The following is a 24,587-nucleotide window of genomic DNA, read 5'->3' as shown; positions in this document are numbered from 1 at the left end:
AGGGACGCTGTGCCAAAAACCGTTGGCGATTCAGCGTGGTCGCGCAAGTTTTTGCACGGATCCGTCAGTTTGGATTTTTAAAACCGTTATAAATCAATCAATTGCTGTATTAATTTGGATGGCACGCATATCGCTATAGGGCTAGCACACTTCAAACAAGGAAGAGCCCTGATGTTTCCAAGCCTAGCGATACTCGACATCGACCCCTCCAGCCGCCGCAATAACGATGGCATTCGTCAACTGACCAGTGACCAGGTGAAGATGATTCGCGCGTTCATTCAGAAGCGTGTGATGAATCCGGAAGACGTCGATGACATCCTGCAAAGCACCTTCCTCGAAGCGCTGCGCAGCGAGCACAAGTTCCAGAACGCAAGCAAGCCGCAGACCTGGCTGTGCGGGATCGCGTTGAACCTGATCCGTAACCATTTTCGCAAGATGTATCGCCAGCCCTATCAGGAAAGCTGGGAGGACCATACCCATTCCGAAGCGGACAGCCACAGCGACATCGGCCATCAGGTCGATGGGCATCGTCAGCTGGTGCGGGTGGTCAGGGCGATCGGCAGTCTGCCGTCGAACATGCAGCGGGTGATCGAGGTATCACTGGAAATGGACGGCAACTATCAGGAGACCGCGACCTCACTGGGCGTGCCGATCGGCACGGTGCGTTCGCGTCTGTCTCGCGCGAGAGAACAGTTGAAGCGGCAGATGGATCCGTTCGCCTGAAGCATTCGACCGACCAAGCGGGCGTTTGTCGAACACCGTCTGAGCGACGTGTGGTTCAGAGGTGTTCGGAAACGGTGGCTGCATTGACCAGGTCGTACAGGGCGAATGCACGGTTGACCAGGAAAACGGTGACGGCGGTGAGGGCGACGGCATTGATGATGTGAAGGGTCATGGTTGTAAGTCCTGTCGGAGCGCGTTGGCCGGTAAGTGATGGGGCGATGTTACGCGAGCCCCGGCAAAGCTGAAGACAATCGCCTTCATGGTGGACATTAACCAGAATGATGGAGCGCCGCGCAGGCTCTGGGTTGCGTGTCCTGTGCCTGTTGCCGCTGCGCGCGCATTGTCCGTTTCGGCGATTCGGGTAGCGCGGCTGCGGTTTTTCCCCACACTGCTTACGGCATTGCACGTCTGACCGGTCGACACAAACCGAAACATTTATCGGAACCGACCGCGGCATCGAACCACACAGTTGCCATCCTTCACTCCCGGATGGCGACTCCCATGCGTATTTCAAGCAGCCCTTTCAGCGGTATCGCACCTCAACCCGGCAGCGGCGATTCAATCCAGGAGCCACCGCTGAATAACCCGAAGCTGGCGCTCGCGCAGAACGGCGGCGCCAATCCGAATATCCAGTTCGGCGCCACGCTGTTGCAGCCGGGCAGCCCGCCCGAATCCGGCAACACGACGCAGAGCACCGAGCAGCAGCTGCTGTCTCTGCTGACCCAACTCACCCAGCTGTTCAAGGGGCAGTCGCAACCGACCGGCGCCTCGCAGCCGGGCGTGACGCCTCAGGCCAGTGGCGGGGCGAGCGCCGCACCGACGCAAGGCGCAACGGGTGCGGAAAAACCGGCTGCGGTGAACGATGTCAGCGCAAAAGGTGCAGCGTCACCGGTCGCGTCCGCCACGCCCGAAGAGGCGCCCAAGGCGTCGGAGGCGAAATTTCTCGACGACTCCAAATATTCCTCGCCCAAGGAGCTGGAGCGCTGGGCGCCGATGGTCGCCAATCTGCCGCCCGATCAGCGCGAGCAGGCTGCCAAGGAGCTCAATCGACCCATCGCGGCGGCACGCATGGCCGCCGAAAAAGGCCCCGATTCTGCCAAGGCCATGGAATTCATCAATGCCAACCCGTCGCTGAAAACCGCGATAGACACGGGCAAGCACGGGGGCAAGGCGGACGGCAAGATCACCGACGGCGACCTCAATGCGTTCGCCAAGAACATGCAGAAAGCCGCGGACAGCGCCGACAAGGACATTGCCAATTACCAGAAGGATCATCCGGACGCGGACCCTCAGTCGCTGGAGATGGTCCGCAGCGCCGCGCTGATGCGCGCCAACGAGCCGCTGACCAAGGCTGCCGACCCCAAGCACGCCGCCGGTGCCGAAGACAAAACCAAGGTCGACGGCCTGACCAGCGCCGACGGCCTCAAGGCCATCGAGAACGACAACCCGGGCCTGGCGGGCCCGCTCCAACAGGCGGCGAAAACCTGGTCGCAACCCGGCTTCCTCGGCCAGATCGACCAAGGCGGTCTGGAAGGGCGCAAACTGGCGGCCAACAGCCCGGACAAACTGTTCAGCGCGAGCAACATCAGTGACTGGATCAAGAAGCAGGCGCCCACCAACGGCGGCGAATTCGCCAGTGTGCTCAACGACGCCGCGACGCTGAACTCGGTCGCCGATGTCGACATCAGCAAGCTGGGCAAAGACGTGTTCGACAACCCGTCGGCCTACAGCGGTGAGCAGAAAGCCGCCGTGATGGTGAAGTTGCAGCAGACTCAGCGCAGCGTCATCGCCGGTGAGGATCTGCGCAAAACCGAGAAGACCGAAGACGCGCTCAACGAAAAAATCGGCCAGCTGCAGGCCGATCCCGATGTTCAGGCCTTCCTCGACAAACAGATCCCGCAGCAGTCTCGTGCGCTGGTGGGCAGTTCGCCGTCGCTGCAGAAGGCTGTCAACGAGCAGATGCAGAAGGTCAACAGCGGCCAGGCCTTGCAGACCGATCTGAACACCGCGGACAAGGCCACCAGCAAAGACAAGCCCAACGCTGACTACAGCAGCGCGCTCGGCGGTCTGTCGGCGCAGTTGCAGATGCAAAAGGACCTGCTCGGCCCCGACGCCAATGTCCCGACCGCGCAACAGGTCATCGGGCAGCGTCCGGATCTGCAGGGCCGGATTCAGGACTCCTACGTGAGCAATTTCAGTGAAGGCGGCGCGGTCAAGCAACTGCTCAATCAGAAGAAGGCCGACGGCGAACAGGCACTCAATTCAGCCGATGCGCAAAAAGCGGCCTATGACAGCGTGCTGCCGGATGACTTCGTTCAGGGCCAGCAGGCGAATTACGTGCAGTCCACGTTCGCCCAACTGCAGGACTCCAAGGCCGGGCGCAAAGTGCTCGATCAGGCCAACGGCGACAAGGATCACGCGCCCTCGATGGCCGCTCAGGTCGCCTCGCAGATGGGGCCTGCCGCGCTGCAATCGGTCATGGGTTTCTCATCGGTATCGGACATGCTGGCCCGGGGCGACAAGACCGACGCGGCGAAAACCATTTACGACAGCACCAAATCCGGCCTTTCGGCGGCCAAGCACGGCTATGACGCGGTCGCCAAGTCCGCCGGCCGGGCAGGCCTGGGCGAAGTGGCGGCCAAAGTCGGCGGGCGCGTGGCCGGCATGGTCGTGGGCGAAGCGGCCGGGATGGCGGCTGGCGCGGCCATCGGTGCGTCTATCCCTGTGGTTGGCTGGATTGCCGACGCGGCCATGAGCCTGGGCTTCGGCATTTCGGCAATCATCGAAGCGGTGAAAAAGCACAAGGCGCAAAAAGCCTTCGACCACAACGTCGACCCGGTCCTGGACCAGTTTGGCATCCCCAAAGCCCATTGATTTTCCCTGACCTGAAGAGGTAAACGATCATGAGCATGGCAATTCGGCCCCCGGTAACGCCCAGTTTGCAACCCACGGACTTCTCGTCCCTGAGTGGCAAGAACGGGCAAAACAACTCGCTCGGCGGTGGCAGCGGCAATCAGGCCATTGACCCCAGCACGTTATTGTTCGCCAACCCCACGCAGTCGCAAGTCAACTTCGCTCCGCCCAACAGCCAGGATCCCCAGACCACGGCGGCAAGCCCGCTGTCCGGCGCCAACAACCAGACGGGCATTGCGCAGCAACTGATGTCGCTGCTGATGGAAATGCTGCAGATGCTCATGCAGAACAATCCCAACCAGCCGCAGACCCAGAACCTGGCAGCGCAGAACAATGAGGGCGGTGGCACCGGCGGTGGCGGTTCGGGCGGTATCGACGGCGGTGCAGGCGGTGGTGGCGGGGCAACGCCGAGCGGTGCTGCCGAGGGCGGCAGTGGGGTGAGCAACCCGACTACCAGCGCCGCCGGCAACGTCTCCAACGACACCACACTCAGCGGCTCGGGCGATTTGCACCTGCCCAAGCAACTGGAACCCTACCGCAACGACATCATGGACGCGTCCAAGGCGACGGGTGTCCCGCCGAGCATTCTGGCCGGGCAGATCTGGGCCGAATCGCGCGGTCAGTTGGGCCAGGACACCACCAACGTCAACGGCAAGACTGATGCTGGCCTGATGCAGGTCAATGCTGACACCTTCGCCGGCCTGAAGAAGGAAAACCCCGACTTGCTCGGCAATGCCGACGTCAACAATGCCCACGACAACATCATGGCCGGCGCGCTGTACATGCGCGATCAGCAGAAGGCGTTCGGCGACTGGGGCTCGGCATTGCGCGCCTATAACTCAGGGCCGGACAAGGTCAGCGGCAACCTGTCGGACGCAGGCGGCGTAGGCGATCCGAAGTACGTCGACAATGTCATGAACTTCGCGAAAATCATCGAAAGCGGCCAAGGGCAGTTGCCTGCCTGACCGACGCCTTCATCCATCGGCAGACTGACCTGACTGCCGGCAGCGCTGGCTGCCGCACCAGGTGGTCTGCCTGTTTCTGCACCCGTCTTTGCAAGTATCTCTGCGCTCGTTGCCCGCTACAGGATGTCCGCGTGGACATATATCCGCCCTCGCAAGGGGTGCCGATTTCTTTCCCATTGCCATGCGATTGTGCGCCAGTTGCCCCGAGCGATGCCCAGTGGCGCGTCGCCAACTTTCTGTCATTTACGCCTGTCACCTTTATTGAAATCAATTACTTGCACGATCTGGTCGCGCGTCAAGTAAAGCGACAGATAAAGTTGTGCACCTTAATGGTTCATGTTGCGTCCGCGCATTGTTACGGCTACGCGATTAATCCGATTTCTGCGACAGTCAATTTCAAAAACAACAACTTGCTTAGTTGCGCGCGCGACTGGGATCATTAGAACCAGTGACGCGAAACAGTATCGAAGTGAACAAGACTGAGTGGCTTGCCATCGGGCGGAAACGCCCTGCGGCGCGGGCGCGAATGCTTTGGTGCGGCTATGCTGAGCAGGCGCGAAATCATTTGATGATTAACCATCTGGTACACAGTGCCGTGTTGCTCCGCTCAGTCATAAGCATGAACCTGTTTGTAATAACCGCCGTTCTATTGAACGGTGGTTTGCATATGAGTTGAGAACGGCAACTTTCCGAGCATCTTGCTCACATCAACCGGCATTGACCCTTGGAGCAATCGGTTATGAAGAGACAATTGATTTGGGGCCTAACGGTTTCCGTATTGGCTTTGGGTGTATCGGCTGCTTACGCGGCCTCCGATGTGAACGATGGCAAGACAGTCGCCGAATATGGTTCGGAGAAAGTAGGCCCCAATCGCACCGCATCTGATGGTGCCGACCATGTTGGCGCGAATGCCACTGCTTCCGATGGTGCTGATCGTGTCGGTGCAAACCGTGTAGCGGCTGACGGCGCCGACCATGTTGGCGCGAATGCCACTGCTTCCGATGGCGCTGATCGCGTTGGCGCAAACCGCGTTGCATCTGACGGTGCTGATCGCGTTGGCGCAAACCGCGTTGCTGCTGACGGTGCTGATCGCGTTGGTGCAAACCGTGTTGCGGCTGACGGCGCTGATCGCGTTGGCGCAAACCGGGTTGCGGCCGATGGCGCTGATCGCGTCGGCGCAAACCGTGTGGCGGCTGATGGCGCTGATCGCGTTGGCGCAAACCGCGTTGCATCTGACGGTGCTGATCGCGTTGGCGCAAACCGCGTTGCTGCTGACGGTGCTGATCGCGTTGGTGCAAACCGTGTTGCGGCTGACGGCGCTGATCGCGTTGGCGCAAACCGGGTTGCGGCCGATGGCGCTGATCGCGTCGGCGCAAACCGTGTGGCGGCTGATGGCGCTGATCGCGTTGGCGCAAACCGCGTTGCATCTGACGGCGCTGATCGCGTTGGCGCAAACCGTGTGGCTGCCGATGGCGCTGATCGTGTTGGTGCAAACCGCGTTGCTGCCGATGGCGCTGATCGCGTTGGCGCAAACCGCGTTGCATCTGACGGTGCTGATCGCGTTGGCGCAAACCGCGTTGCTACTGACGGTGCTGATCGCGTTGGTGCAAACCGTGTGGCGGCTGACGGCGCTGATCGCGTTGGCGCAAACCGGGTTGCGGCCGATGGCGCTGATCGCGTTGGCGCAAACCGCGTGGCGGCCGACGGCGCTGATCGCGTTGGCGCAAACCGCGTGGCAGCTGATGGTGCTGATCGCGTTGGCGCAAACCGTGTTGCAGCTGATGGCGCTGATCGCGTCGGTGCAAACCGTGTTGCTGCTGATGGCGCTGATCGTGTCGGCGCAAACCGCGTGGCAGCTGACGGCGCTGATCGCGTTGGTGCAAACCGTGTGGCGGCTGACGGCGCTGATCACGTGGGGGCCAACGCCGTGGCGGCGGATGGTGCTGATCATGTCGGCGCCAATGCCGTGGCTGCCAACGGCCAGCCTGAGCGCGGCCTGGCATCCGATGGCTCGGACAAGACCGGTGCCAATCGCGTGGCGGCCGACAAATGGGACCGCATGAAAGTCCGCGAACTGGCCGGTGAACTCTGCTACGAGTGCCTGACCAAGTAACCCTTCGAAACGGCCACCCGGCACCTCGTCGGGCTGGCCGTTTTCTTCAGCACATCACCGTGCCGGCGCCTCACACCCCTGGCTTCACGCAGCCGGAACCTTTCCCCACCTCACGACCACACATGGCCAAATCCTTTGAAGAAGGTGAATGCCATGCCGTTGTCGACATCCGCGCCCGGTTTCACACGATCGACGCATCACTTCAACACCCGCGACCCGGACGCACCGGTCCTGAGTCGGCGCGTGCTGGAGCGCCATAACCACGATCATCATGGGCGGACCGTCACGGTTTCGGTCGGCGAGATGAATGCGTTGACCCATGCCAACGCGGCCATCGACGATACCTGGCGCATTCTCAATCACGGCTCGGGCAATCAGGAGCGGCATGTCAAACGCACGGAAGCCGAAGCCTTCAAGCGTACAGTGGTGGTCTACGACCAGAACCGAAACGGTCACTTCGATTACGATGCCGCACGCACGGCTGCGCGTTTTCAGGCGGGCAACTGCGATCAGATGGCCGTGGTCAACGCTGCGCTGCTGGCCACCTCGTCGTTGCAACAGCCTGTGTCGATACTGGTTGCACGGGACGTGGGCCACACCTTCGTCGAAGTCGGCGATTCACGGGCAACCAACCGCACGGTGATTTCCGATGCCTGGCCTGAATTCGGCAGGGCAATGCGGCGCAAGGATTTCTCCTTGCTGGGTGAGAATCCCGAGACGGTTGCACGCTTTGTGCCCGAACGGCGTCCGGAGATTCGCGAAGAGTTGCTGCGTGGCGACAAGGCCAGTCAGCGCGAGGTCGATCAACAATTCTCCCGCCTGCGTCCGCGCGACCCGATCGGCGGGCCACGTTTGCTCGACAAGGTGCTGCGCGACGAGCGCCTGTACATCCAGCCTCACGCATCCAGCAACCTGGGTGTCAGCTATCGTGGCGATGATCGTCACGGTGACTTTCGACGCGCCGATCAGAACTTCACAGAGCGTCAGTTCAGGCAGCGCCTGCGGGACTCGGGCATCGACCCCGGAACCGGTGCCCCGCGCCCGCGCGCAGCGGTGCCCGAACCGATTGCCACCACCGTGCCGTTGCGCCGCACTACGACCCATGACCACAACTATGCCGACACGCCGCCCCGGCGCCGGGCGCGGGCGAACTCGTTCGTCGATCGCTTTCGCAATATCCGCCTTTGATGTGAGGACTCAGCCATGGCAAGCCAGCTAAAACAGGTACTGCTTCCGGTGTTTCAACTGCTGCGGCTCGATGGCCGCGAGCTGGATGCGGCCACCAGTTACGTCATGACCCTGGAAAGCGGTCTGAGCGTCGAATTCAAGGAAAGCCCCAATGACTTCTTGACCATGAGTTGCCTGCTTCCGGTGTCCGAAGAGCGGTTTGCCGATCCCGAAACCCTGGCGATTCTGCTGCAGACCAATTTGCTGGGCCTTGAGCATCCGCCGATCCTCACGGGCGCACTGGTGGAGCAGAAGAAGGTGATTCTGTGGGCCAGGCAGCCTTTTCAACTGCTCGACAGTGCCGCGATGGGTCGCTTGTTCGAGCGTTTTACCGAGCAGGCGCAGAAGATGGAGCAATGGCTGGCAGTGCCGCTGCGGGCGCCTGAACCGAAGACCGCCGCTGCGCCAGCTGACCGGCCAACCCGTTTGAGCGCAGGGCCTGCGGGCGCGCGGCTTTGATCACGAACGACGTTGACGATTGACCTTCAAGGCCCGGCCAGACCTGATAGATTCGCTGTTTTCAGTGAGAGAGCAGCAATGACCGAGCGCGAGATTATCGTTCCCCACGCCATGAAAGCCATCGTCGAACGGGCCGGTTACGCGCCCGCCGTCAGGGTCGGCGATCTGCTGTTCTGTGCCGGGCAAGTCGGTCGCACGGCGGATTTGCAGGTCATCGAAGACCCGGAGCAACAGTTCACGGCGGCCTGGGAGAACCTGCGCAGCGTACTGGCGGCCGCCGATTGCTCGTTTGAGGACGTCGTCGAAATGACCACCTACCACGTCAACATGTCGCAGCACATGGCAGTCTTCAGAGAGGTGAAGAATCGCCTCTTCCCCAAAGGGCTTTGCGCGTGGACCTGCATTGGTGTGTCGGAGCTGGCGCACCCCGGCCTGCTCGTGGAAATCAAATGCATCGCCGCGCGGCGAGTCGCCTGACTCGCAACGCGACCGGCGGGTGCGAACGGTGTCTGCGCGCTGAACTAACCGATGGCGTTCCGGGTCGGCTCTAGACCACCCATTTCCATGGAGCCTGCCATGCAGCCTTATGTCATCTGTCACATGATGTCGTCCCTCGACGGCCACGCGCTCACCGACGGTTGGGATCGTGCGTTCAAGAAGTCGGCAGGGGATCTCTACGAAACACTCGCGCAGACCTTCGCGTTCGATGCCTGGATCTGCGGTCGGGTAACGATGCAGGAAATTGCCCACGACGAGGGCTATCCCAAGGGCATGGCGAAGACGCCGATCCCGCGCACGCATTATTTTGCCGAGCGCAATGCCAAGGCCTACGCCGTGTCGATCGACCCCCACGGCAAAGTCGGCTGGAAGAACAATCAGGCGCTGGATTCACACGTCATCGAAGTGCTGACCGAAGGCGTGTCCGATGACTATCTGGCGTACCTGCAATCCATTCAGGTGTCCTACATCTTCGCCGGAAAACACGACATCGATCTGGCCATGGTGGTCGACATTCTGGGCTCGGAACTGGGCTGCAAGCGCCTGATCGTGGAAGGCGGGCCACATGTCAGTGGTTCATTCGTCAATGCCGGATTGGTGGATGAGGTCAGTGTGCTGATCCTGCCGCTGATCGACGGTCGCGGCGAACACCCGGCGTCGTTCGAGGTTTCAGCCGAGGCCTGGAAACAGCCCGCCCACCTGACCCTGACCTCTGCTGAGGTGCAGGAAGGCGGCGCGGTCTGGCTGCGTTACACAAAAGCCTGAAGGGCGTTCTTCAGGCTGGCTGCGGCGCGGGCTCAGTGACGGTCGCGGCCTGAACCAGGTCAATGAACGCGTTCAGGGCCGGCGAGCGGCCGCCGCGGCGCCAGCTCAGCCAGATGTTCAGGTAGCGAAATTCTTCGCTCAGCGGATAGGCGTTGACGTTGCGGCTGCCCGGCATGCTTTCGAGCATGCTGCGCGGCACCATCGCCACCCCCGCGCCCGCGGTCACACAGGCCAGCATGCCGTGATAGGACTCCATTTCGAAGATCTTCCCGGGCGTTGCCATGTCGGCCCTGAACCAGGACTCGAAGTGGCGTCGATAAGAACAGTTCTGGCGAAAGGCATAGACCGTTTTGCTGCCGACATCCTGCGCCCGCGTCACCGGGGGATGACTGGCGGCGGTGATCAGCAACATTTCCTCCTCGAACAATTCAATGCCTTCCAGCTCCGGGTGGCGCAACGGCCCGTCGACAAATGCCGCGCTCAATCGGCCTGACAGCACGCCATCGAGCATGTCGCCCGACGGGCCTGTGGAGAGGTCCAGCTCGACCTTGGGGAAGCGCTGGTGGAAGTCGGCGAGCAGGGAAGGGATGCGCACCGCCGCGGTGCTTTCCATGGAGCCCAGGGAAAACACGCCTTGCGGCTCCGAACCGGACGTTGCCTGCCTCGCCTCATCGACCAGTTCCAGAATGCGTCGGGTGTAATCCAGGAAGGTCCAGCCCGTGGCGGACAGGCGCAGGCGCAGCTTTTCACGAATGAACAGGTCGACGCCCAGTTCCTGCTCCAGTTGTTTGATGCGTGTGGTCAGGTTCGACGGAACGCGGTGCAGGCGCTGAGCCGCGGCCGTGATGCTGCCTTCTTCGGCGACGGCCTTGAACAGTTCAAGTTGGGTCAGGTCCATGGGCTTTCTCGCTACTTTCTCGACTTGAGAATGAATGCTTGATAATTATTCATTATCGGAAATTTTCGCCAGAGCCTATCGTTGTCTCAGGACTTCAGCAACGGGCGAACGCCCGGCGGTGAGGGTCACATCATTTTCAGGAGGTATCACGTCATGTCGAAACACGCATCCACGTCACACGCCATTTCGCTGAATCCCGCCAATGGTCAGGTGTTCGCCGAATATCCTTTCGAGCAGGCGGATGATCTGGAGCGTTCGCTGGCCCGGGCCGCTGCAGGCTTCAAGACCTGGCGCAAAACGCCGGTCAGTGCCCGCGCAGAACAACTGCGCAAGATGGCCCAGGCATTGCGTCACAACGCCGAGACCATGGCGCAGATGATCACGGCGGAAATGGGTAAGCCGATTGTTCAGGCCCGCGCCGAAGTCGAGAAGTGCGCCGTCACCTGCGAGTGGTACGCCGAACACGGCCCGGCCATGCTCGCGCCGGAGAAGACGCCCGTCGAGAACGACAAGGCGTACATCGACTACTTGCCGCTGGGCTCGATCCTCGCCGTGATGCCGTGGAACTTCCCGATCTGGCAAGTGATGCGCGGCGCCATTCCGATGATCCTGGCGGGCAATACCTATGTGCTCAAGCACGCCCCCAATGTCATGGGCTGTGCGTACCTGCTGCGTGATGCCTGGGCCCAGGCCGGTTTGCCGGATGGCGTGTTCGAGGTAATCAACGTCGGTAACGAGGGCGTGTCCACGGCCATCGCCGACCCTCGCATCGCAGCGGTGGCCGTCACCGGCAGCGTCCGCGCAGGTTCCGCCATCGCTGCTCAGGCCGGTGCCGCGTTGAAGAAATGTGTGCTGGAACTGGGCGGCTCCGATCCATTCATCGTGCTGGCCGATGCCGATCTGGACGAAGCCGTGAAAGCCGCCATGGTCGGGCGTTTCCAGAACAGCGGGCAAATCTGTGTGGCCGCCAAACGCATCATCGTTGAAGAGGCCGTGCTGCCCGCGTTCACTGAGAAATTCGTCGCTGCGGTCAAGACGTTGAAGGTCGGTGACCCGCTCGTCGACGCGAACTACGTCGGCCCGATGGCCCGTTACGATTTGCGTGATGAGCTGGACGGTCAGGTTCAGGCGACGCTCAGCGAAGGCGCCACCCTGTTGCTGGGCGGCCAGAAGCTGGAAGGCGAGGGCAACTATTACGCGCCGACCGTTCTGGCTGACGTGCGTCCGGGCATGACCTCGTTCAAGGAAGAGCTGTTCGGCCCGGTCGCGTCGCTGATTGTCGCCCAGGACGCCGAACACGCGGTGGAGTTGGCGAATGACAGCGAGTTCGGCCTGGCTGGCAGCGTCTGGACGGCCGACGACAACAAAGCACGCGCGATCGCCGCCCGCCTGGAAACCGGTGGCGTGTTCATCAACGGCTACACCGCGTCCGACGCGCGCGTGCCGATCGGTGGCGTGAAAAAGAGCGGTTTCGGTCGCGAGCTGTCGCACTTCGGCATCCGCGAGTTCTGCAACGCCCAGACGGTCTGGCTGGATCGCCGTTGATCCGACGCTGACCCCACGAGCCGGCCCCGCGTGACCTTCATCGCGCGGGGCATGTTTTCAGGCAAGCAAGCGGGCGTCGGCCATTGCAAAAAATTTCGCCCGATTGCTTGACTTCCCTTTTTCAATCAGTAAGATAGCGCGCATTCCGCGATAGCTCAGTTGGTAGAGCAAGTGACTGTTAATCACTGGGTCCCTGGTTCGAGTCCAGGTCGTGGAGCCAAATTCCAGAAGGGCGAGCAGACGTTTGAGGACCAGACGTCACACCGGCAACCGGGTGACTGACCTCAAAACTGCTCGACTGCTCTCACGCTGTTTCCCTCATTATCTTCCCCTCATCGATTCATTCTGAACTGATACAGCTTATTTGCGCTCCATCAGCGTGTTGATCTGCGCGTCGCGTGCGGTTGTTCCTGCATTCCACTGCCAGCCTCTGACAAGTTTGTCGAACTCAACGTAAGCTGCATCCAGTGACGCCCCAGCCTCGTATCTAAAGGAGGCCGGAAATTCCGGGATGTCGAAAGCGTCTTGCGGGGCGGCGAGGCGTTTGGTTGTGCGAAGGGGGATAGTATGTGGAAGCGAAAGCGGCGCGAGTCGCTTGCTCAGGATCTCTACGATACTGCAGACGATCTGTTATTGCTGGCGCGGCAGCTGATGGAAGTGTCGGTCACGCTGAAAGAAGCAGGCGACTCGAGTGGGGCATTGTTGACGACCCGAATGGTGTTGACGCTGCAAGACCGGGAAATCTCGTTGCGAAGTCACGCTGATCGTATGGTGAACACCGGAAATCTGGGACGCCGGGCGACAGACCGGATACCGCCGTCCCCGCCCGCCAAAGGCAGCGACGCCGACACCGGCGCCTGACGGCAACGCGGTCAGTCAGCGCGACCGGCTTCAGCCGCGATATCCCGGCATGACGTAGCCAACAGTAGGACCGGCTTTAGCCGGGAAGAGGCCGTTGTGCACACCATCGATTCAGCGGTGTGCCACTCGACGCCTTCCCGGCTAAAGCCGGTCCTACCAGGTATTCACCCGCAATATTGCGGCGCGACGTGGCTAATCGGCTGTGCCGGCTTCAGCCGCGATATCCCGGCATGACGCAGCCGAAGTAGGACCGGCTTCAGCCGGGAAGAGGCCGGTGTGGCCGCCATCGATTCAGCGGTGTGCCACTCGACGCCTTCCCGGCTAAAGCCGGTCCTACCAGGTATTCACCCGCAATATTGCGGCGCGACGTGGCTAATCGGCTGTCCCGGCTTCAGCCGCGATATCCCGGCATGACGCAGCCAACAATAGGACCGGCTTTAGCCGGGAAGAGGTCGTTGTGCACACCATCGATTCAGCGATGTGCCACTCGACGCCTTCCCGGCTGAAGCCGGTCCTGCGAGTCATCCACGCCTGACGCGGTCGGTCAGCCAGCGGGTTATTTGTTGCGGGTCACGCGCCATACGGTGTTGGACAGGTCGTCGGCGATGATCAGCGCACCGCGCGGGTCGACCGTGACACCCACGGGGCGGCCGCGGGTCTTGCCGTCATTACCCCGGAAGCCCGTCGCGAAGTCCACGGGATCACCCGCCGGACGGCCGTTGTTGAACGGCACGAAGACCACTTTGTAGCCGACCGGGTTGTCGCGGTTCCAGCTGCCGTGCTGGCCGATGAACACGCCGTTGGCAAACTTGTCGCCCATTGCCGGGATGGAAAAGTCGACGCCCAGCGCTGCGACGTGCGAACCCAGGCTGTAGTCGGGTTTGATCGCGGACGCGACCTTGTCCGGGTTTTGTGGCTGGGCGCGGGTGTCGACGTTCTGGCCCCAATAGCTGTAAGGCCAGCCGTAGAAGGCGCCTTCACGCACCGAGGTCAGGTAATCCGGAACCAGGTCCGGGCCCAGCTCATCACGCTCGTTGACCACGGTCCACAACTGACCGGTCCCCGGTTGCACCTTCATGGCGGTCGGGTTGCGCAGGCCTGTCGCGTATGGTTTGTGCGCGCCGGTCTGCGCATCGATCTGCCACACCCGGGCGCGGTCGAGTTCGACTTCCATGCCGCGCTCAGTGACGTTGCTGTTCGAGCCGATCCCCACATACAGGAAGCGTGCGTCCTCACTGATCGCCAGGGATTTGGTCCAGTGATGGTTGATCTGCGAGGGCAGCTCGGTAATGGTCGTCGGGGCGGCGGTGGCCTTGGTCTGGCCGTCTGCGTAATCGAAGCGCACCAGTGCGTCCTGATTGGCCACGTAAATTTTGCCGTTCGCGTACGCCAGGCCATAGGGCGCGTTGAGGTTCTCGGCGAACACTGTGTTCAGTTCATACACGCCGTCGCCGTCCGCATCGCGCAGCAGGGTCAGGCGATTGCCACCTTTGACCTTGGTGTTGCCTTCGGCCTTGATGTAACTGGCGATGACATCCTTGGGCTTGAGTTTCGCGGCACTGCCGCCGCGACCCTCGGCCACCAGAATGTCGCCGTTGGGCAGTACGAGGGTCTGCCGGGGAATCTTCAGGTCGGTCGCGATGGCCGTCACGCTGTAGCCGTCCGGGACGGTCGGCTTCTGATCGCCCCAGGCCACCGGTTCGGCAATCTTCATGCTGGGCAGCAGCCCGCGCTGAGGATCCGGCATCTTCGGATCCGGTCCGCGGGCCTGGGTGCTGTCGCTCTCGCTGCCGCATGCACTGAGCAGCAGCGCCATGGTCAGGGCAGTCAATGGATACAGACGTTTCATCGTGCACCTCCCGCGCGCAGGCCGCCAAGCCCGGTGAATGCTGCAATCACGCTGAGCACAGTGACGATGACCGACAGCACCAGGCCCGACGGCATGACGGCCCAGGCGTCTTTGGCATGCTCGAACGCATTGACCAGTCCCAATGCAAAGGTGACCAGCAAGAGCAGAAAATACACCGTGGGCCTTCCGCCCTTGTGGGCGGCGCGAATGAGGTTGATCAGCGCGAACAGCAGGGCAAACCCGCAGAACACCAGCGCGCCGGCAATCAGCCACGCGGCGAAGTTGCTCCACTGGATCTGATAGGTCGCGTAGTAGCTGATGTCACTCAGCAGCCCGCCGAGAAACAGCGGCACAGCGCCGGCCAGCAGCAGGGCGTGAAGCGGCGAAGGCCTGGTCGGGTAGGGCGGATAGGTCGTGTCAGTCATGTCGGCTCCTTTTCGTTGGCGGCTCAACGCTGTTCCTCAGCGTGAATGCATCGAGCGCGATAAAAAGGATCTTGCCGGCGCCACGTAAGTTCAACGCAATTTCCTGCGTCCATGCCAGGGCGACGACGGCAGCGGGCATGTACCCGCTTGCGTTTACCGCTTGTTACCGCGTTCCCATTCGCGGGTGTGGCTTTGCTCGATGGCATGGCTGTAAGCAGCGTCGGCGTATTCGAGCATCTCTTGCAGTTCTTCTGCGCTGATGACCTCAAGCCGGGCCAGGGTCATGGCGTGGCCGGTGAGTTCTCCGCTCCAGTGATCAATCGCCAGCTCCCGGCGACCCTCGTGGTTGAGCAGGATGTTCCAGAGCTCCAGCTCGCGATTTCTGATGTCCTCGTTGCCCATTTCACCTTGCTCTCCCTTAATCAATCGGCCGACACCACCAGGATTGCGCGTACCACCGCTCACCGTCGAACTCGATGCCGCTGAGGGTGAATCCCTCACGGGCCATCGCCGACAAGGTCGCGTCGAACAGCTCGGGTAACAGCAGGCGGCCCGTCCCGTAGATGGGCCGCAGGCTTGCGACGTTCGAATGCCGGTTCAGTTGCTCGCAGATGCGATTCATGATGACCAGCTCCCCCTGAATCGCGGTCGTGCGCTTGGGAGGAACCATCTGCAGCGCGACGCCTTGTCGGCGCCTGGGTGTGATGACGAATTGCATGACCGGCCTTTGCTGAATAACTGTATTTATATACAGTTAACTAAACGGCGTTCTCCGGGTCAACGCTGTATGAACCAAATCCGACGGGGTGATTGCTATGTGCGGCGGAGTCGAAGCGAAAGACAAGAACAGGGCGTACGTGCCGGTCAGGGTGTACTTCCCCAACCCGAAAGCAGCGTTTCCGGTGATGCTCGAAGACGGCACGGAACTGGGCTGGGTGGCGTGGGGGCGGCGCAAGGAACAGCCCGGCAACGGGCCGCAGGGGGGCTGGGCCAAGCGCGAAACCATCGAGCGAGGCGGGTGGGACAAGTATCACCCCCAACGCGCGCTGGGGCTGGTCAGCGGTTACATGGAAAAAGACGCCGAGCGCGTCTCCCACTGGTTCGAGATGACCCAAGGGTACGGCCTGGAATGCCTGGTGATCGGCGAAGCCGAAGAGCGCCGCGTTTACGTTGTCACCACAACGCCGCCACCAGCGTACGAATGGGTGCATGACCGCTGGCCAATGATCGCCGAATTGCCTGCCGAGCCCGAAGAAGGCCATTAACGGCGATGATCGCCGGGGCAGCGACCGGCGGCGTGGCCGTCAGGCGTTCATCAATTCCCTAACGCGAGACGTCAATGCGTCTACCGCAAAGGGTTTGGTCAGCACCCACATGCCAGGCCCGAGATGGCCGTTGCCGATGACTGCATTTTCGGCGTAACCGGTGATGAACAGCGTCTTGAGCTCAGGCCGCACCTCGCGTCCGGCGTCTGCCATTTGCCGTCCGTTCATGCCGCCCGGCAAACCGACATCGGTGATCAGCAGGTCGATGTGCACGTCGGAGCGCAGGGCCGCCAGTCCGGCCACGCTGTCGGCGGCTTCCAGCACCGTGTAGCCGAGATCACGCAGAACGTCCATCAACAACATGCGCACGGTGGGCTCGTCATCGACCACCAGGATCGTTTCGCTGGCGCTGCACATCGGCGCCTGCGGATTGCCGGCGTCGGTTTCGTCGCTCACGGCGTTGCCGTCGAAACGCGGCAGATAAATACACATCGTGGTGCCGTGGCCCACTTGCGAATACGCGCGCACCTGCCCGCCGGACTGTTTGGCGAAGCCGTAAATCATCGACAGGCCCAGGCCGGTGCCCTGACCGATGGGCTTGGTGGTGAAAAACGGATCGAAGGCTTTCGACATGATCTCCGGGGTCATACCGATGCCGGTGTCCCTGACTGACAGCGAGATGTACTCGCCCTGAGGGATGTCATGGGCGCGGGCGGCGTCATCGTCCATCCACTGATTCGACGTCTCGATGGTGATAGTGCCACCGTCCGGCATGGCATCGCGGGCATTGATGCACAGATTCAACAGGGCGTTTTCCAATTGCCCGGCATCGACCAGCGTCGGCCACAGAGACGGCGCACCGATGGTCTGAACCTGAATGCCGGGCCCTACGGTGCGCTGAACCATTTCGGTGATGCCGAACATCAGCGTATTCACATCGGTGGGACGCGGGTCGAGGGTCTGCCGACGGGAGAACGCAAGAAGGCGGTGAGTGAGGGCGGCAGCGCGCCGGGTGGCGGCCTGTGCGGCCAGAATGTATTTCTCGACGTCGTTGAGCCGGCCCTGAAGAATGCGATTGCTGGTCAGTTCCAGCGAGCCGGAAATACCCGCCAGCAGGTTGTTGAAGTCGTGGGCGATTCCGCCGGTCAACTGGCCCACCGCTTCCATTTTCTGCGACTGGCGCAGTTTCTCCTCTGCCTGCATGAGCTCTGCGGAGCGCTCGATCACGCGCTGCTCGAGGGTTTCGTTGAGCGCCCGCAAGGCGGCGGTGGCACGATCGCGTTCGCCTTCGACCGAGCGCCGCTCCTCGACGTCGATGAGCACACCGGGAAAGCGCAAGGGCGTGCCGTCTTCCGCCCATTCGACCCTACCATTGGCCTCGATCCAGTAATAGATACCGTCGGCACGGCGTACCCGATACTGATGCGCGTACGCGCCACCCCGACTGATCGCCTCGGCGATGGCGGCTTTCAGGCCGTCGCGGTCTTCGCCGTGCACGGTGGCAATCACCTGTTCCAGACTCAGGCCGTCACGGCCGAGCGCAGGATCCAGTCCGAACGCACGGGCGAACGCTTCGTCGACGGTGAAACGGTCGGTGGGCAGATGCCAATGCCAGGTGCCGATGATCGCGCCGGCGGCGAGTGCCAGCTGCACCCGTTCGACGTTTTCCCGGGCAACCGCCTCGCTTTCCAGCAAGCGCTCCTGGGCGCGGCGCCTTTCGGTGACATCGCTGAAGAAGATCGCGATCTGCCGATCGGCAGGGTTGCCGACCCGAACGGCGCGCACGTCGAACCAGCGTTCGAAGTTTCTCGCGTAGTTTTCGAAATTCGCAGGCTCGCCCGTCTTGGCGACGTGGCCGTAGGTTTCAAACCAGAAGCTTTCCAGGTCCGGCGCAAACTCTGTGACCCACTTGCCGCGCAGGTTGACGCCGGCCTGACGTTCGAAGGCCGGGTTGGCCTCGACGAAGCGGTAATCGATCGGCCGATCCTCCGCGTCGTACTTGACCTGGACGATGGCGAACGCTGCCTCGATGGTTTCAAGGATCGTGCGAAAACGCTCCTCGCTCTGGCGCAGCGCAATTTCGGCCCTGCGTCGCTGGCTGAGGTCGAGCATCGCGCCGATCATGCGCACGGCCTTGCCGTCGGCGTTGCGGATCACATGCCCCCGATCCAGCACCTCGGCGTAGGAGCCGTCCGCCCGCTGGAAGCGGTATTCATCGGTCCAGGCGGTGTCGCTGCCGTCGATGACGGCATGAATCGAGGCATGAATGCGAGCGCGGTCCTGGGGGTGGATCTGACTGATCCACCAAAGGCCAGTGGTCTCAACGCAGGCCAGGCTGTGGCCGTACGCGCGTTCGAGCGCTTCATTCCACAGCACATGATCGCCGACCAGGTCCCAATCCCAGATGGCGTCGTTGGTGGCTCTGGCCGCCAGTCGGTAGCGCACCAGCGAATCTTCGATGTCAGTATCGCTTTCGACGCCGGCATCGTCAGTGGTCGACGCCTTGACCATCGAAGGACTGCCAGCCTGCGCATGCTCCAGGGCGCCACGCAAGCGCATGACCTCAGCTTCCAGTTGCTCTCGACTCAGATGTTTCAGACCAGCCCCCGATCATGCCTCGTAAATGATTTCGCTGCCGATTGCGGTCGTTAGCGCACAGGCGCAATCAGAGCAGAAAGCGCTGAAACTTGCACTAGCGTCCTGCTTTCACCGGCAGTCGACGTAGAAGCACAAGCTGTGCGGTAAAAGCAGCTGAACTAAAAATTGACTGGTAAGTCAGGATAATGACTGCGCCCACCATTCCCCGAGGACGAGCCATGCCTGTTTATACCCTTGAATATCAGTTCAACGACGAACCGAGAACCTTGGCCATCGACCTCAAACAGGCGCACTTGCCTGTGCACGAGGCGGCGATGCACTTGCTCGAGTTGCACTTCGGCGATGGAGAAAACAGCCTGATGATGCCTGCCGCAGATGCGACTCACGAAGAAATCCTGCAGCAGGCCGAACGGGTAGGGTTGACGCAGATCAGGGTGATGGAAGGCGCGACGCCAGCTGTCGACCGATGACGTTCACCGCTCGCCGACAAGACGGGCGGTGACGCTGGTTCATTCCTTGACGTTCATGAACTCTTTGGCCCATGCCACGTAGCTTTCCGGCAGCGTGTAGGTATGGGTCAGCTCCGTCGCGCTCAGGTTTGAGGTGCTGCGGGTGATCTGGCGCTGGGCGCGCAGGCTGTCGTAGGTGGCTTTGATCGCCGCGAAGTAGGCGGCGTGGCCTGCGACCACGATGCGCACGCCGGCATCGGCCAGACGCTGTGCGTCGTTGAGCTCCGGATTGCCATAGGTCACCAGCATCAGCGGGACGCTCAGGTTTTCCGAAATCTGTTCCAGGTGCGTGAAGTCCTTGATGCCGACGATGCAGATGCCGTCGGCGCCGGCGTCTTCGTACGCCTTGGTGCGCGCGATGATGTCTTCGACTGGCAGTACCCCTGCGTTGGTACGGGCGATGATCGACAGCTCAGGGTCCACGCGGGCCTCCAGCGCAGCGCGAACCTTGCCGATGCCTTCGCCGATGGTGATGAGGTCGGTCGACTTGCGGCCGTATTGCGCCGGCAACAGGGTGTCTTCGATGGTCAGCGCGGCAACGCCTGCACGCTCCAGCTCTTCCACCGTGCGCATGACGTTCAGGGCATTGCCGTAGCCATGGTCGGCGTCGGCAATGAAAGGCAGCTGTGCGACGCGACCGATGCGGGTTGCCTGTTCGACGAATTCGCTCAGGGTGATCAGGGCGAAATCCGGTGCCGCAAGAACCTGCAGCGAGGCGACCGAGCCGCCCAGAATGCCGACTTCGAAGCCCAGGTCGGCGGCGATTCGCGCAGACATCGGATCAAATACCGATGCCGTTTCAAAACAAGCCTTCGAGGCCAGGAGTTCTCGGAAATTACGGCGCAGAGCTGAGTGGGAAATTCTGGACATGAGGCTTCCTGTTTCTGGCCATCATCGAAGATAACGATCTACGCCAAGCTAAAAGTGCGGCGAGACTACCATGCAAAAAGATGAAACATTATGACGGTTCGGTATGGCCCATGCACTAAACAGATAGCGCTCCAAAGCGGTGCAGAGGCAGCGTCTCCGAGGGCCGTGACGCTTGACGCCAGTGCAGGTCGGCAGCGGCCATTGCATGAAGGTGTCAGCCCCGACCCACTTTATATAATGGTGCTTGCCCAAGGTGAAGTGCCTGCCGGGATTGTTGCTGCGCGCGGCTGACGGCGCGGCATCAATGGTCACGCGCGGCAGCGGCTCACCGCTCGAGCAGACTCATGACCGCCTGCGCGAATTCGGCCGGCGCTTCCTGTGGCACGTTATGACCAATCCCCGGCAATACGTGTCGGCTGACCGAGCCGTTGAAGCCGCGCTTGGCCGCCGCATCATCGCGCCGGGAGGACACGCCATCGCTGCCACCACTCAGAATGACGGTCGGAACCGTAATAGGCGGGCGCTGCGCCAGGGCGCGCTCGATCTCGGCGTAGCGCGGATCGCCTTCCACCAGGCCGAAGCGATGACGGTAGGAATGAGTGACCACGTCAACGAAATCGGGGTTGGCAAATGACTGGGCCGACGCCTGAAAGGTTGCATCGCTGAACAACCAGTCCGGTGACCAGGAGGCCCACAGTAAACGGCAGAACGCCTCGCGATGGGCGGCAAGTCCTGCGTAGCCTCGCGCGCCGTGAAGGTAATACTGATACCACAAACGCCGCTCCGCCTCGGGCGAGGCCGGCGCGTCGGCGGCCGAGATGTCCTGAATGTTGTAACCCGGGTCACCGCTCACCAGACCGATCACGCGCTCCGGCCACAGGGCAGCAACGACGCAGGCTGCGCGGCCGCCCCAGTCGTATCCGGCCAGTACAGCGCGCTGAATCTGCAGCGCATCGAGCAACGCCAGCAGGTCAGCGCCCAGCGCAGCTTGCTCGCCGGAGCGCAGGGTTTGAGCGTCGATGAATTGCGTAGGCCCGTAGCCGCGCAGGTACGGCACGATGCAGCGGCAGCCTGCTTGCGCCAAGGATTTGGCCACGTCGTCGTAAGCATGAATGTCGTAGGGAAACCCGTGCAGCAGCACGACAACCGGCCCGTCTGCGGGGCCGATGTCCCGATAAGCCGTTTTCAACACACCAGCGTGGATCTCTTTCACGGTTGCTCCTTTCCATTCATGCAGGGCAGGCGATGCGCTAACCGATTCATGTGCGGCTCAGGCATCAGTATCGGCCGAGAGAATGCCCGGCCAACGCTACAACGCTGTGACCGCCGTCTGGCGAAAGAATGCGCACGCGCTGACGGATGAAGCCCTCGGACGAGGTCGCTGTGAATGAACGTGACGGCTGCCTTATCATGAGTAACCCTTCATGCATCACGCCTTCGCGGTCGCTGCCGAGAACCCGATATGAGAGACCTGCCACCCACGTCCACCTTGCGCGCCTTCGAGGTCGCCACGCGGCACGCCACCTTTACCTCCGCGTCACAGGAACTGCACGTCACGCAGAGCGCTGTCAGCCATCAACTCCGTCACCTCGAAGACCTCTGGGGGCTGCAACTCTTCGAGCGGGGCAAGTCATTGAGTCTCACGCCCGCAGGTGCGGCGCTGGCGCCCATCGTGCGTGAGTTTTTCATGAACCTTGAGGCCACGCTCTCGGAATTGAGGGAAGAGAAGGGCCGGGTCAGGTTGAAGGTCAGCACCACGTATTCCTTCGCGCTGAAATGGCTGCTGCCCCGGTTGCCAGGCCTGTCCCAGCAACATCCGGACATCCTGGTAACGCTGGAAACCACCGATACGGCCATCCGCTTTTCTGCCGGCGAGGCCGATGTCGCCATCCGCCTGGGCAACGGCAACTACCCCGCGCTGTATTCGGACTTCATGTTCCGGGAACAGATTTTCCCGGTGGCCAGCCCCGATCTGTTGCACCGCTTCGGCGTACCGCAGACACCCGCCGAGCTGTTGCGCTATCCCTTGCTGACCCGCGACGGAGTCGACCTGGTGCCGAAGTGGGAGGTCTGGTTTCAGCAGGTCGGGCTGGGCATTTCGCCGCTGAACGAATGCGTCAGGTTCGCCGACACCAACATGACCGTCGAAGCGGCGTTGCTCGGTCAGGGCATTGCCCTGGCGCGCAGCGGTCACGTGGAAGCAGAGTTGGCCGATGGGCGTCTGGTCCGGCTGTTCGACGTGCCGTTCGCGTCGCCGGTCGGTTATTACTTCGTCTGCCCCAAAGGCATCGAATCGCAGCCCCACATCGTCCGGTTTCACGACTGGCTGCTGGAGGAATCGACCAAGGCCGGTCTGAGCTACGGCAGAGATGCATGAGGGTTTGCTCATGAGGCGATGAGGAGACTTCGCTTCAGTTGCCAGGCGGGTTTGCCTAGGATGGGGCATGCCTATTCACATCATCCTGCTGGTTCTCTTCGCCGCGCTGCTGCACGCCAGCTGGAACGCGCTTCTGCGCGGCGGTGCCGACCGACTCTGGTCAATGACGATCATGTGCATCGCCGTGGCGATCGCCAGCACGGCCGCAGCGTGGGTGCTGCCGCCTCCAGCCTCGGCGAGTTGGTTCTACGCCGGGCTCTCGGCAGTCTTGCATGTGGGCTACAACCTGTTTCTGGTGCGCAGCTATCAAGTCGGAGAGCTGGGCCAGACTTACCCGGTGTCCCGCGGTTCGTCACCCATTCTCATCACCTTGTGTGCCGCGGCGTTTGCCGGGGAGGCGGTGAGCGCGAGCACGCTGGCGGGCATCGGGCTGGTGTCCGCCGGCATCATCTCGCTGGCATTCAAGCGTCGCCGACTGGCCGTGCCCGGCCTGCCGTACGCCTTGGGCACGGGCTGTTTCATCGCCGCGTACAGCGTGACCGACGGCATAGGCGCACGCCTGTCCGGTGCACCCATGGCGTATACCGTGTGGATGTGCGCGATGTGGGGCGTGCTGATGCCGGTGGTGTATATCGCCTTGCGAGACACCCGCAGCCTGTTCACCTGGCGGCCCGGCCTGATCTCGGCAGCGGTCGGTGGACTGGTTTCGCTGCTGGCCTACGGCATCGTCATCTATGCCATGTCCGGCGCGCCGATGGGCGCCGTGTCGGCGCTGCGCGAAACCAGCGTGCTGTTCGCCGCCTTGATCGGATACTTCTTTCTGGGCGAGTCGCTGAACCTGCGCAAACTGCTGGCGTGCGTGGTCATCGCCACCGGCACGATCATCATCGGTTGATGGGTGCACTGCGCGGGTTCGCTCCTGCGACAGAGGCCGTTTAGCAACGCAAGGGATTCGCCATGCCGGCGCGTATGGGGCACTATCGAGCGCGAAGCTGCGCAGTTTCGGCAGCCGGACATGCTGATGTGGCCGCCACCACGGTCTGTCTGGCGAGCCCGGCCGGCGGTTTCATGACCCGCTCGTCGAAGGCAGTCTGACTCGCGGCGTTCAATGCTCAGACCGCCTTCGCGCAACACCCATCGAACAGGATGAACCATGCAAGCAGACGACCTTTCCTGGGGCCACGGGCCTCGTATCTTTGAAGTGTTCCTGGAGCCGACCTGTCCGTTCTCGGTCAAGGCGTTCAACAAGCTCGATGATCTGCTCGCTCAGGCGGGCGAAGACAACATCACGGTGAAGATCCGCCTGCAGTCTCAGCCCTGGCACATGTTTTCCGGCGTTATCGTGCGCTGCATTCTGGCGGCGTCGACGCTGCCGGGCGGTAAGGCAGACGCCAAGGCGGTCATGGCCGCCGTGGCGGCGCATCGTGAGGAGTTCGAGTTCGAGCACCACGCAGTGGGGCCGAACATGGACGCGACACCGAACCAGATCATCGACCGTATCGAGCAGTACAGCGGTGTGAAACTTGCCGAGGCATTCGCCGACCCTCAGTTACAGGGGCCGATCAAGTGGCACTGCAAATACGCGCGGCAGAACGGCATTCACGTGTCGCCGACGTTCATGATCGACGGGTTGGTGCAAGCCGACTTGTCCAGCGGCGATCCGGTGGCAGACTGGGTAGCGCGACTGGCTTGACCCGAAAGGGATGTTGAATAACGCGGTAGCTGCC

General features: G+C 61.9%; 23 protein-coding genes, 1 tRNA gene and 1 pseudogene. 17 read left to right on the top strand and 8 right to left on the bottom strand.

Annotated features, from left to right (window positions below; all coding sequences use genetic code 11):
* Positions 1 to 171 precede the first annotated feature (171 nt).
* The 9 genes and pseudogenes from AAGQ88_RS14005 (at position 172) to AAGQ88_RS13965 (ending at position 9,663) form a co-directional block, all read left to right on the top strand.
* On the top strand, positions 172 to 723 hold the full coding sequence (locus tag AAGQ88_RS14005; RefSeq protein ID WP_342652654.1) for an RNA polymerase sigma factor: 552 nt from the start codon (positions 172 to 174) through the stop codon (positions 721 to 723).
* A gap of 501 nt (positions 724 to 1,224) precedes the next feature.
* On the top strand, positions 1,225 to 3,597 hold the full coding sequence (locus AAGQ88_RS14000; RefSeq protein WP_342652653.1) for a type III effector HrpK domain-containing protein: 2,373 nt from the start codon (positions 1,225 to 1,227) through the stop codon (positions 3,595 to 3,597).
* A 29-nt stretch (positions 3,598 to 3,626) separates the two neighbouring features.
* Positions 3,627 to 4,601 (top strand): transglycosylase SLT domain-containing protein, encoded by a 975-nt coding sequence (locus AAGQ88_RS13995; protein ID WP_342652652.1) that lies wholly within the window; start codon positions 3,627 to 3,629, stop codon positions 4,599 to 4,601.
* Between the two features lie 1,249 nt (positions 4,602 to 5,850).
* Positions 5,851 to 6,063, top strand: a pseudogene (locus AAGQ88_RS13990) (hypothetical protein); the annotation flags it as partial.
* A 231-nt stretch (positions 6,064 to 6,294) separates the two neighbouring features.
* Complete coding sequence (locus AAGQ88_RS13985) at positions 6,295 to 6,714, top strand: phage infection protein (protein WP_342655810.1); 420 nt, start codon at positions 6,295 to 6,297, stop codon at positions 6,712 to 6,714.
* Between the two features lie 153 nt (positions 6,715 to 6,867).
* Entirely contained in the window at positions 6,868 to 7,902 is a 1,035-nt protein-coding gene (locus tag AAGQ88_RS13980) for an Hrp-dependent type III effector protein (RefSeq protein ID WP_342652651.1), read from the top strand.
* A gap of 15 nt (positions 7,903 to 7,917) precedes the next feature.
* The gene (locus AAGQ88_RS13975) at positions 7,918 to 8,400 is read left to right on the top strand and encodes a CesT family type III secretion system chaperone (RefSeq protein ID WP_342652650.1); all 483 of its coding nucleotides are present in this window, start codon (positions 7,918 to 7,920) and stop codon (positions 8,398 to 8,400) included.
* Between the two features lie 78 nt (positions 8,401 to 8,478).
* Positions 8,479 to 8,877 carry a RidA family protein gene (locus AAGQ88_RS13970; RefSeq protein ID WP_285424416.1) on the top strand — a complete coding sequence of 133 codons (399 nt, stop codon included), beginning with the start codon at positions 8,479 to 8,481 and terminating at the stop codon, positions 8,875 to 8,877.
* A 99-nt stretch (positions 8,878 to 8,976) separates the two neighbouring features.
* The gene (locus AAGQ88_RS13965) at positions 8,977 to 9,663 is read left to right on the top strand and encodes a dihydrofolate reductase family protein (RefSeq protein WP_342652649.1); all 687 of its coding nucleotides are present in this window, start codon (positions 8,977 to 8,979) and stop codon (positions 9,661 to 9,663) included.
* 10 nt (positions 9,664 to 9,673) lie between these two features.
* Here AAGQ88_RS13965 and AAGQ88_RS13960 read toward each other — a convergent pair whose 3' ends face one another.
* Positions 9,674 to 10,561: a LysR substrate-binding domain-containing protein gene (locus AAGQ88_RS13960; RefSeq protein WP_342652648.1), complete on the bottom strand. Its 888-nt coding sequence runs from the start codon at positions 10,559 to 10,561 to the stop codon at positions 9,674 to 9,676.
* A gap of 153 nt (positions 10,562 to 10,714) precedes the next feature.
* Here AAGQ88_RS13960 and AAGQ88_RS13955 point away from each other — a divergent pair, with 153 nt between their 5' ends.
* The 3 genes from AAGQ88_RS13955 to AAGQ88_RS13945 all read left to right on the top strand — a co-directional run bounded on the left by AAGQ88_RS13955 (position 10,715) and on the right by AAGQ88_RS13945 (position 12,967).
* Positions 10,715 to 12,106, top strand: coding sequence for an aldehyde dehydrogenase family protein (locus tag AAGQ88_RS13955; protein WP_342652647.1), 1,392 nt, complete (start codon positions 10,715 to 10,717; stop codon positions 12,104 to 12,106).
* A gap of 144 nt (positions 12,107 to 12,250) precedes the next feature.
* Positions 12,251 to 12,326 (top strand) — tRNA-Asn (locus tag AAGQ88_RS13950).
* 347 nt (positions 12,327 to 12,673) lie between these two features.
* A complete protein-coding gene (locus tag AAGQ88_RS13945) occupies positions 12,674 to 12,967 on the top strand; it encodes a hypothetical protein (RefSeq protein ID WP_342652646.1) in 294 nt (97 codons plus the stop codon).
* A gap of 556 nt (positions 12,968 to 13,523) precedes the next feature.
* On the opposite strand, the gene AAGQ88_RS13940 is transcribed toward AAGQ88_RS13945, so the two are convergent.
* The 4 genes from AAGQ88_RS13940 to AAGQ88_RS13925 all read right to left on the bottom strand — a co-directional run bounded on the left by AAGQ88_RS13940 (position 13,524) and on the right by AAGQ88_RS13925 (position 15,959).
* Positions 13,524 to 14,816, bottom strand: a complete 1,293-nt coding sequence (locus AAGQ88_RS13940; protein WP_342652645.1) for a sorbosone dehydrogenase family protein — start codon at positions 14,814 to 14,816, stop codon at positions 13,524 to 13,526.
* Complete coding sequence (locus AAGQ88_RS13935) at positions 14,813 to 15,241, bottom strand: DUF2231 domain-containing protein (protein ID WP_342652644.1); 429 nt, start codon at positions 15,239 to 15,241, stop codon at positions 14,813 to 14,815. The genes AAGQ88_RS13940 and AAGQ88_RS13935 overlap by 4 nt, the downstream gene beginning before the upstream one ends.
* Before the next feature lie 153 nt (positions 15,242 to 15,394).
* Positions 15,395 to 15,643, bottom strand: a complete 249-nt coding sequence (locus tag AAGQ88_RS13930) for a hypothetical protein (protein ID WP_093458664.1) — start codon at positions 15,641 to 15,643, stop codon at positions 15,395 to 15,397.
* 16 nt (positions 15,644 to 15,659) lie between these two features.
* The gene (locus AAGQ88_RS13925) at positions 15,660 to 15,959 is read right to left on the bottom strand and encodes a hypothetical protein (protein WP_285423681.1); all 300 of its coding nucleotides are present in this window, start codon (positions 15,957 to 15,959) and stop codon (positions 15,660 to 15,662) included.
* A gap of 97 nt (positions 15,960 to 16,056) precedes the next feature.
* Between AAGQ88_RS13925 and AAGQ88_RS13920 the strand changes: the two genes are divergently transcribed.
* On the top strand, positions 16,057 to 16,506 hold the full coding sequence (locus AAGQ88_RS13920) for a hypothetical protein (protein WP_342652643.1): 450 nt from the start codon (positions 16,057 to 16,059) through the stop codon (positions 16,504 to 16,506).
* A 39-nt stretch (positions 16,507 to 16,545) separates the two neighbouring features.
* Here the strand turns inward: AAGQ88_RS13920 and AAGQ88_RS13915 are convergent, their stop codons facing one another.
* Positions 16,546 to 19,017 (bottom strand): PAS domain-containing protein, encoded by a 2,472-nt coding sequence (locus AAGQ88_RS13915; protein ID WP_342655809.1) that lies wholly within the window; start codon positions 19,015 to 19,017, stop codon positions 16,546 to 16,548.
* Positions 19,018 to 19,322: 305 nt separating this feature from the next.
* Between AAGQ88_RS13915 and AAGQ88_RS13910 the strand changes: the two genes are divergently transcribed.
* Complete coding sequence (locus AAGQ88_RS13910) at positions 19,323 to 19,574, top strand: hypothetical protein (protein ID WP_342652642.1); 252 nt, start codon at positions 19,323 to 19,325, stop codon at positions 19,572 to 19,574.
* 39 nt (positions 19,575 to 19,613) lie between these two features.
* Here the strand turns inward: AAGQ88_RS13910 and AAGQ88_RS13905 are convergent, their stop codons facing one another.
* Together AAGQ88_RS13905 and AAGQ88_RS13900 are read right to left on the bottom strand one after the other, a co-directional pair.
* On the bottom strand, positions 19,614 to 20,483 hold the full coding sequence (locus tag AAGQ88_RS13905; protein WP_285423684.1) for an oxaloacetate decarboxylase: 870 nt from the start codon (positions 20,481 to 20,483) through the stop codon (positions 19,614 to 19,616).
* A gap of 325 nt (positions 20,484 to 20,808) precedes the next feature.
* The gene (locus AAGQ88_RS13900) at positions 20,809 to 21,696 is read right to left on the bottom strand and encodes an alpha/beta hydrolase (protein WP_342652641.1); all 888 of its coding nucleotides are present in this window, start codon (positions 21,694 to 21,696) and stop codon (positions 20,809 to 20,811) included.
* 249 nt (positions 21,697 to 21,945) lie between these two features.
* Here AAGQ88_RS13900 and gcvA point away from each other — a divergent pair, with 249 nt between their 5' ends.
* The 3 genes from gcvA (at position 21,946) to AAGQ88_RS13885 (ending at position 24,553) form a co-directional block, all read left to right on the top strand.
* Positions 21,946 to 22,860, top strand: coding sequence for a transcriptional regulator GcvA (gene gcvA, locus AAGQ88_RS13895; RefSeq protein ID WP_342652640.1), 915 nt, complete (start codon positions 21,946 to 21,948; stop codon positions 22,858 to 22,860).
* Between the two features lie 67 nt (positions 22,861 to 22,927).
* A complete protein-coding gene (locus AAGQ88_RS13890; protein ID WP_342652639.1) occupies positions 22,928 to 23,755 on the top strand; it encodes a DMT family transporter in 828 nt (275 codons plus the stop codon).
* Between the two features lie 258 nt (positions 23,756 to 24,013).
* Positions 24,014 to 24,553 carry a thioredoxin gene (locus tag AAGQ88_RS13885; RefSeq protein WP_342652638.1) on the top strand — a complete coding sequence of 180 codons (540 nt, stop codon included), beginning with the start codon at positions 24,014 to 24,016 and terminating at the stop codon, positions 24,551 to 24,553.
* Positions 24,554 to 24,587 lie beyond the last annotated feature (34 nt).

The organism is Pseudomonas sp. F3-2 (assembly GCF_038804275.1).
Lineage (GTDB): Bacteria > Pseudomonadota > Gammaproteobacteria > Pseudomonadales > Pseudomonadaceae > Aquipseudomonas.
Note: the sequence above shows the minus strand (reverse complement) of the source record. Positions and strands in the feature narration are given on the sequence as shown.

Excerpts from the sequence above, each read along its gene's own strand:
- AAGQ88_RS14005 (WP_342652654.1), top strand. The coding sequence starts at position 172 with ATGTTTCCAAGCCTAGCGATACTCGACATCGACCCCTCCAGCCGCCGC.
- AAGQ88_RS14000 (WP_342652653.1), top strand. The coding sequence starts at position 1,225 with ATGCGTATTTCAAGCAGCCCTTTCAGCGGTATCGCACCTCAACCCGGC.
- AAGQ88_RS13995 (WP_342652652.1), top strand. The coding sequence starts at position 3,627 with ATGAGCATGGCAATTCGGCCCCCGGTAACGCCCAGTTTGCAACCCACG.
- AAGQ88_RS13980 (WP_342652651.1), top strand. The coding sequence starts at position 6,868 with ATGCCGTTGTCGACATCCGCGCCCGGTTTCACACGATCGACGCATCAC.
- AAGQ88_RS13975 (WP_342652650.1), top strand. The coding sequence starts at position 7,918 with ATGGCAAGCCAGCTAAAACAGGTACTGCTTCCGGTGTTTCAACTGCTG.
- AAGQ88_RS13970 (WP_285424416.1), top strand. The coding sequence starts at position 8,479 with ATGACCGAGCGCGAGATTATCGTTCCCCACGCCATGAAAGCCATCGTC.
- AAGQ88_RS13965 (WP_342652649.1), top strand. The coding sequence starts at position 8,977 with ATGCAGCCTTATGTCATCTGTCACATGATGTCGTCCCTCGACGGCCAC.
- AAGQ88_RS13960 (WP_342652648.1), bottom strand. The coding sequence starts at position 10,561 with ATGGACCTGACCCAACTTGAACTGTTCAAGGCCGTCGCCGAAGAAGGC.
- AAGQ88_RS13955 (WP_342652647.1), top strand. The coding sequence starts at position 10,715 with ATGTCGAAACACGCATCCACGTCACACGCCATTTCGCTGAATCCCGCC.
- AAGQ88_RS13945 (WP_342652646.1), top strand. The coding sequence starts at position 12,674 with ATGTGGAAGCGAAAGCGGCGCGAGTCGCTTGCTCAGGATCTCTACGAT.
- AAGQ88_RS13940 (WP_342652645.1), bottom strand. The coding sequence starts at position 14,816 with ATGAAACGTCTGTATCCATTGACTGCCCTGACCATGGCGCTGCTGCTC.
- AAGQ88_RS13935 (WP_342652644.1), bottom strand. The coding sequence starts at position 15,241 with ATGACTGACACGACCTATCCGCCCTACCCGACCAGGCCTTCGCCGCTT.
- AAGQ88_RS13930 (WP_093458664.1), bottom strand. The coding sequence starts at position 15,643 with ATGGGCAACGAGGACATCAGAAATCGCGAGCTGGAGCTCTGGAACATC.
- AAGQ88_RS13925 (WP_285423681.1), bottom strand. The coding sequence starts at position 15,959 with ATGCAATTCGTCATCACACCCAGGCGCCGACAAGGCGTCGCGCTGCAG.
- AAGQ88_RS13920 (WP_342652643.1), top strand. The coding sequence starts at position 16,057 with ATGTGCGGCGGAGTCGAAGCGAAAGACAAGAACAGGGCGTACGTGCCG.
- AAGQ88_RS13915 (WP_342655809.1), bottom strand. The coding sequence starts at position 19,017 with ATGGTCAAGGCGTCGACCACTGACGATGCCGGCGTCGAAAGCGATACT.
- AAGQ88_RS13910 (WP_342652642.1), top strand. The coding sequence starts at position 19,323 with ATGCCTGTTTATACCCTTGAATATCAGTTCAACGACGAACCGAGAACC.
- AAGQ88_RS13905 (WP_285423684.1), bottom strand. The coding sequence starts at position 20,483 with ATGTCCAGAATTTCCCACTCAGCTCTGCGCCGTAATTTCCGAGAACTC.
- gcvA (WP_342652640.1), top strand. The coding sequence starts at position 21,946 with ATGAGAGACCTGCCACCCACGTCCACCTTGCGCGCCTTCGAGGTCGCC.
- AAGQ88_RS13890 (WP_342652639.1), top strand. The coding sequence starts at position 22,928 with ATGCCTATTCACATCATCCTGCTGGTTCTCTTCGCCGCGCTGCTGCAC.
- AAGQ88_RS13885 (WP_342652638.1), top strand. The coding sequence starts at position 24,014 with ATGCAAGCAGACGACCTTTCCTGGGGCCACGGGCCTCGTATCTTTGAA.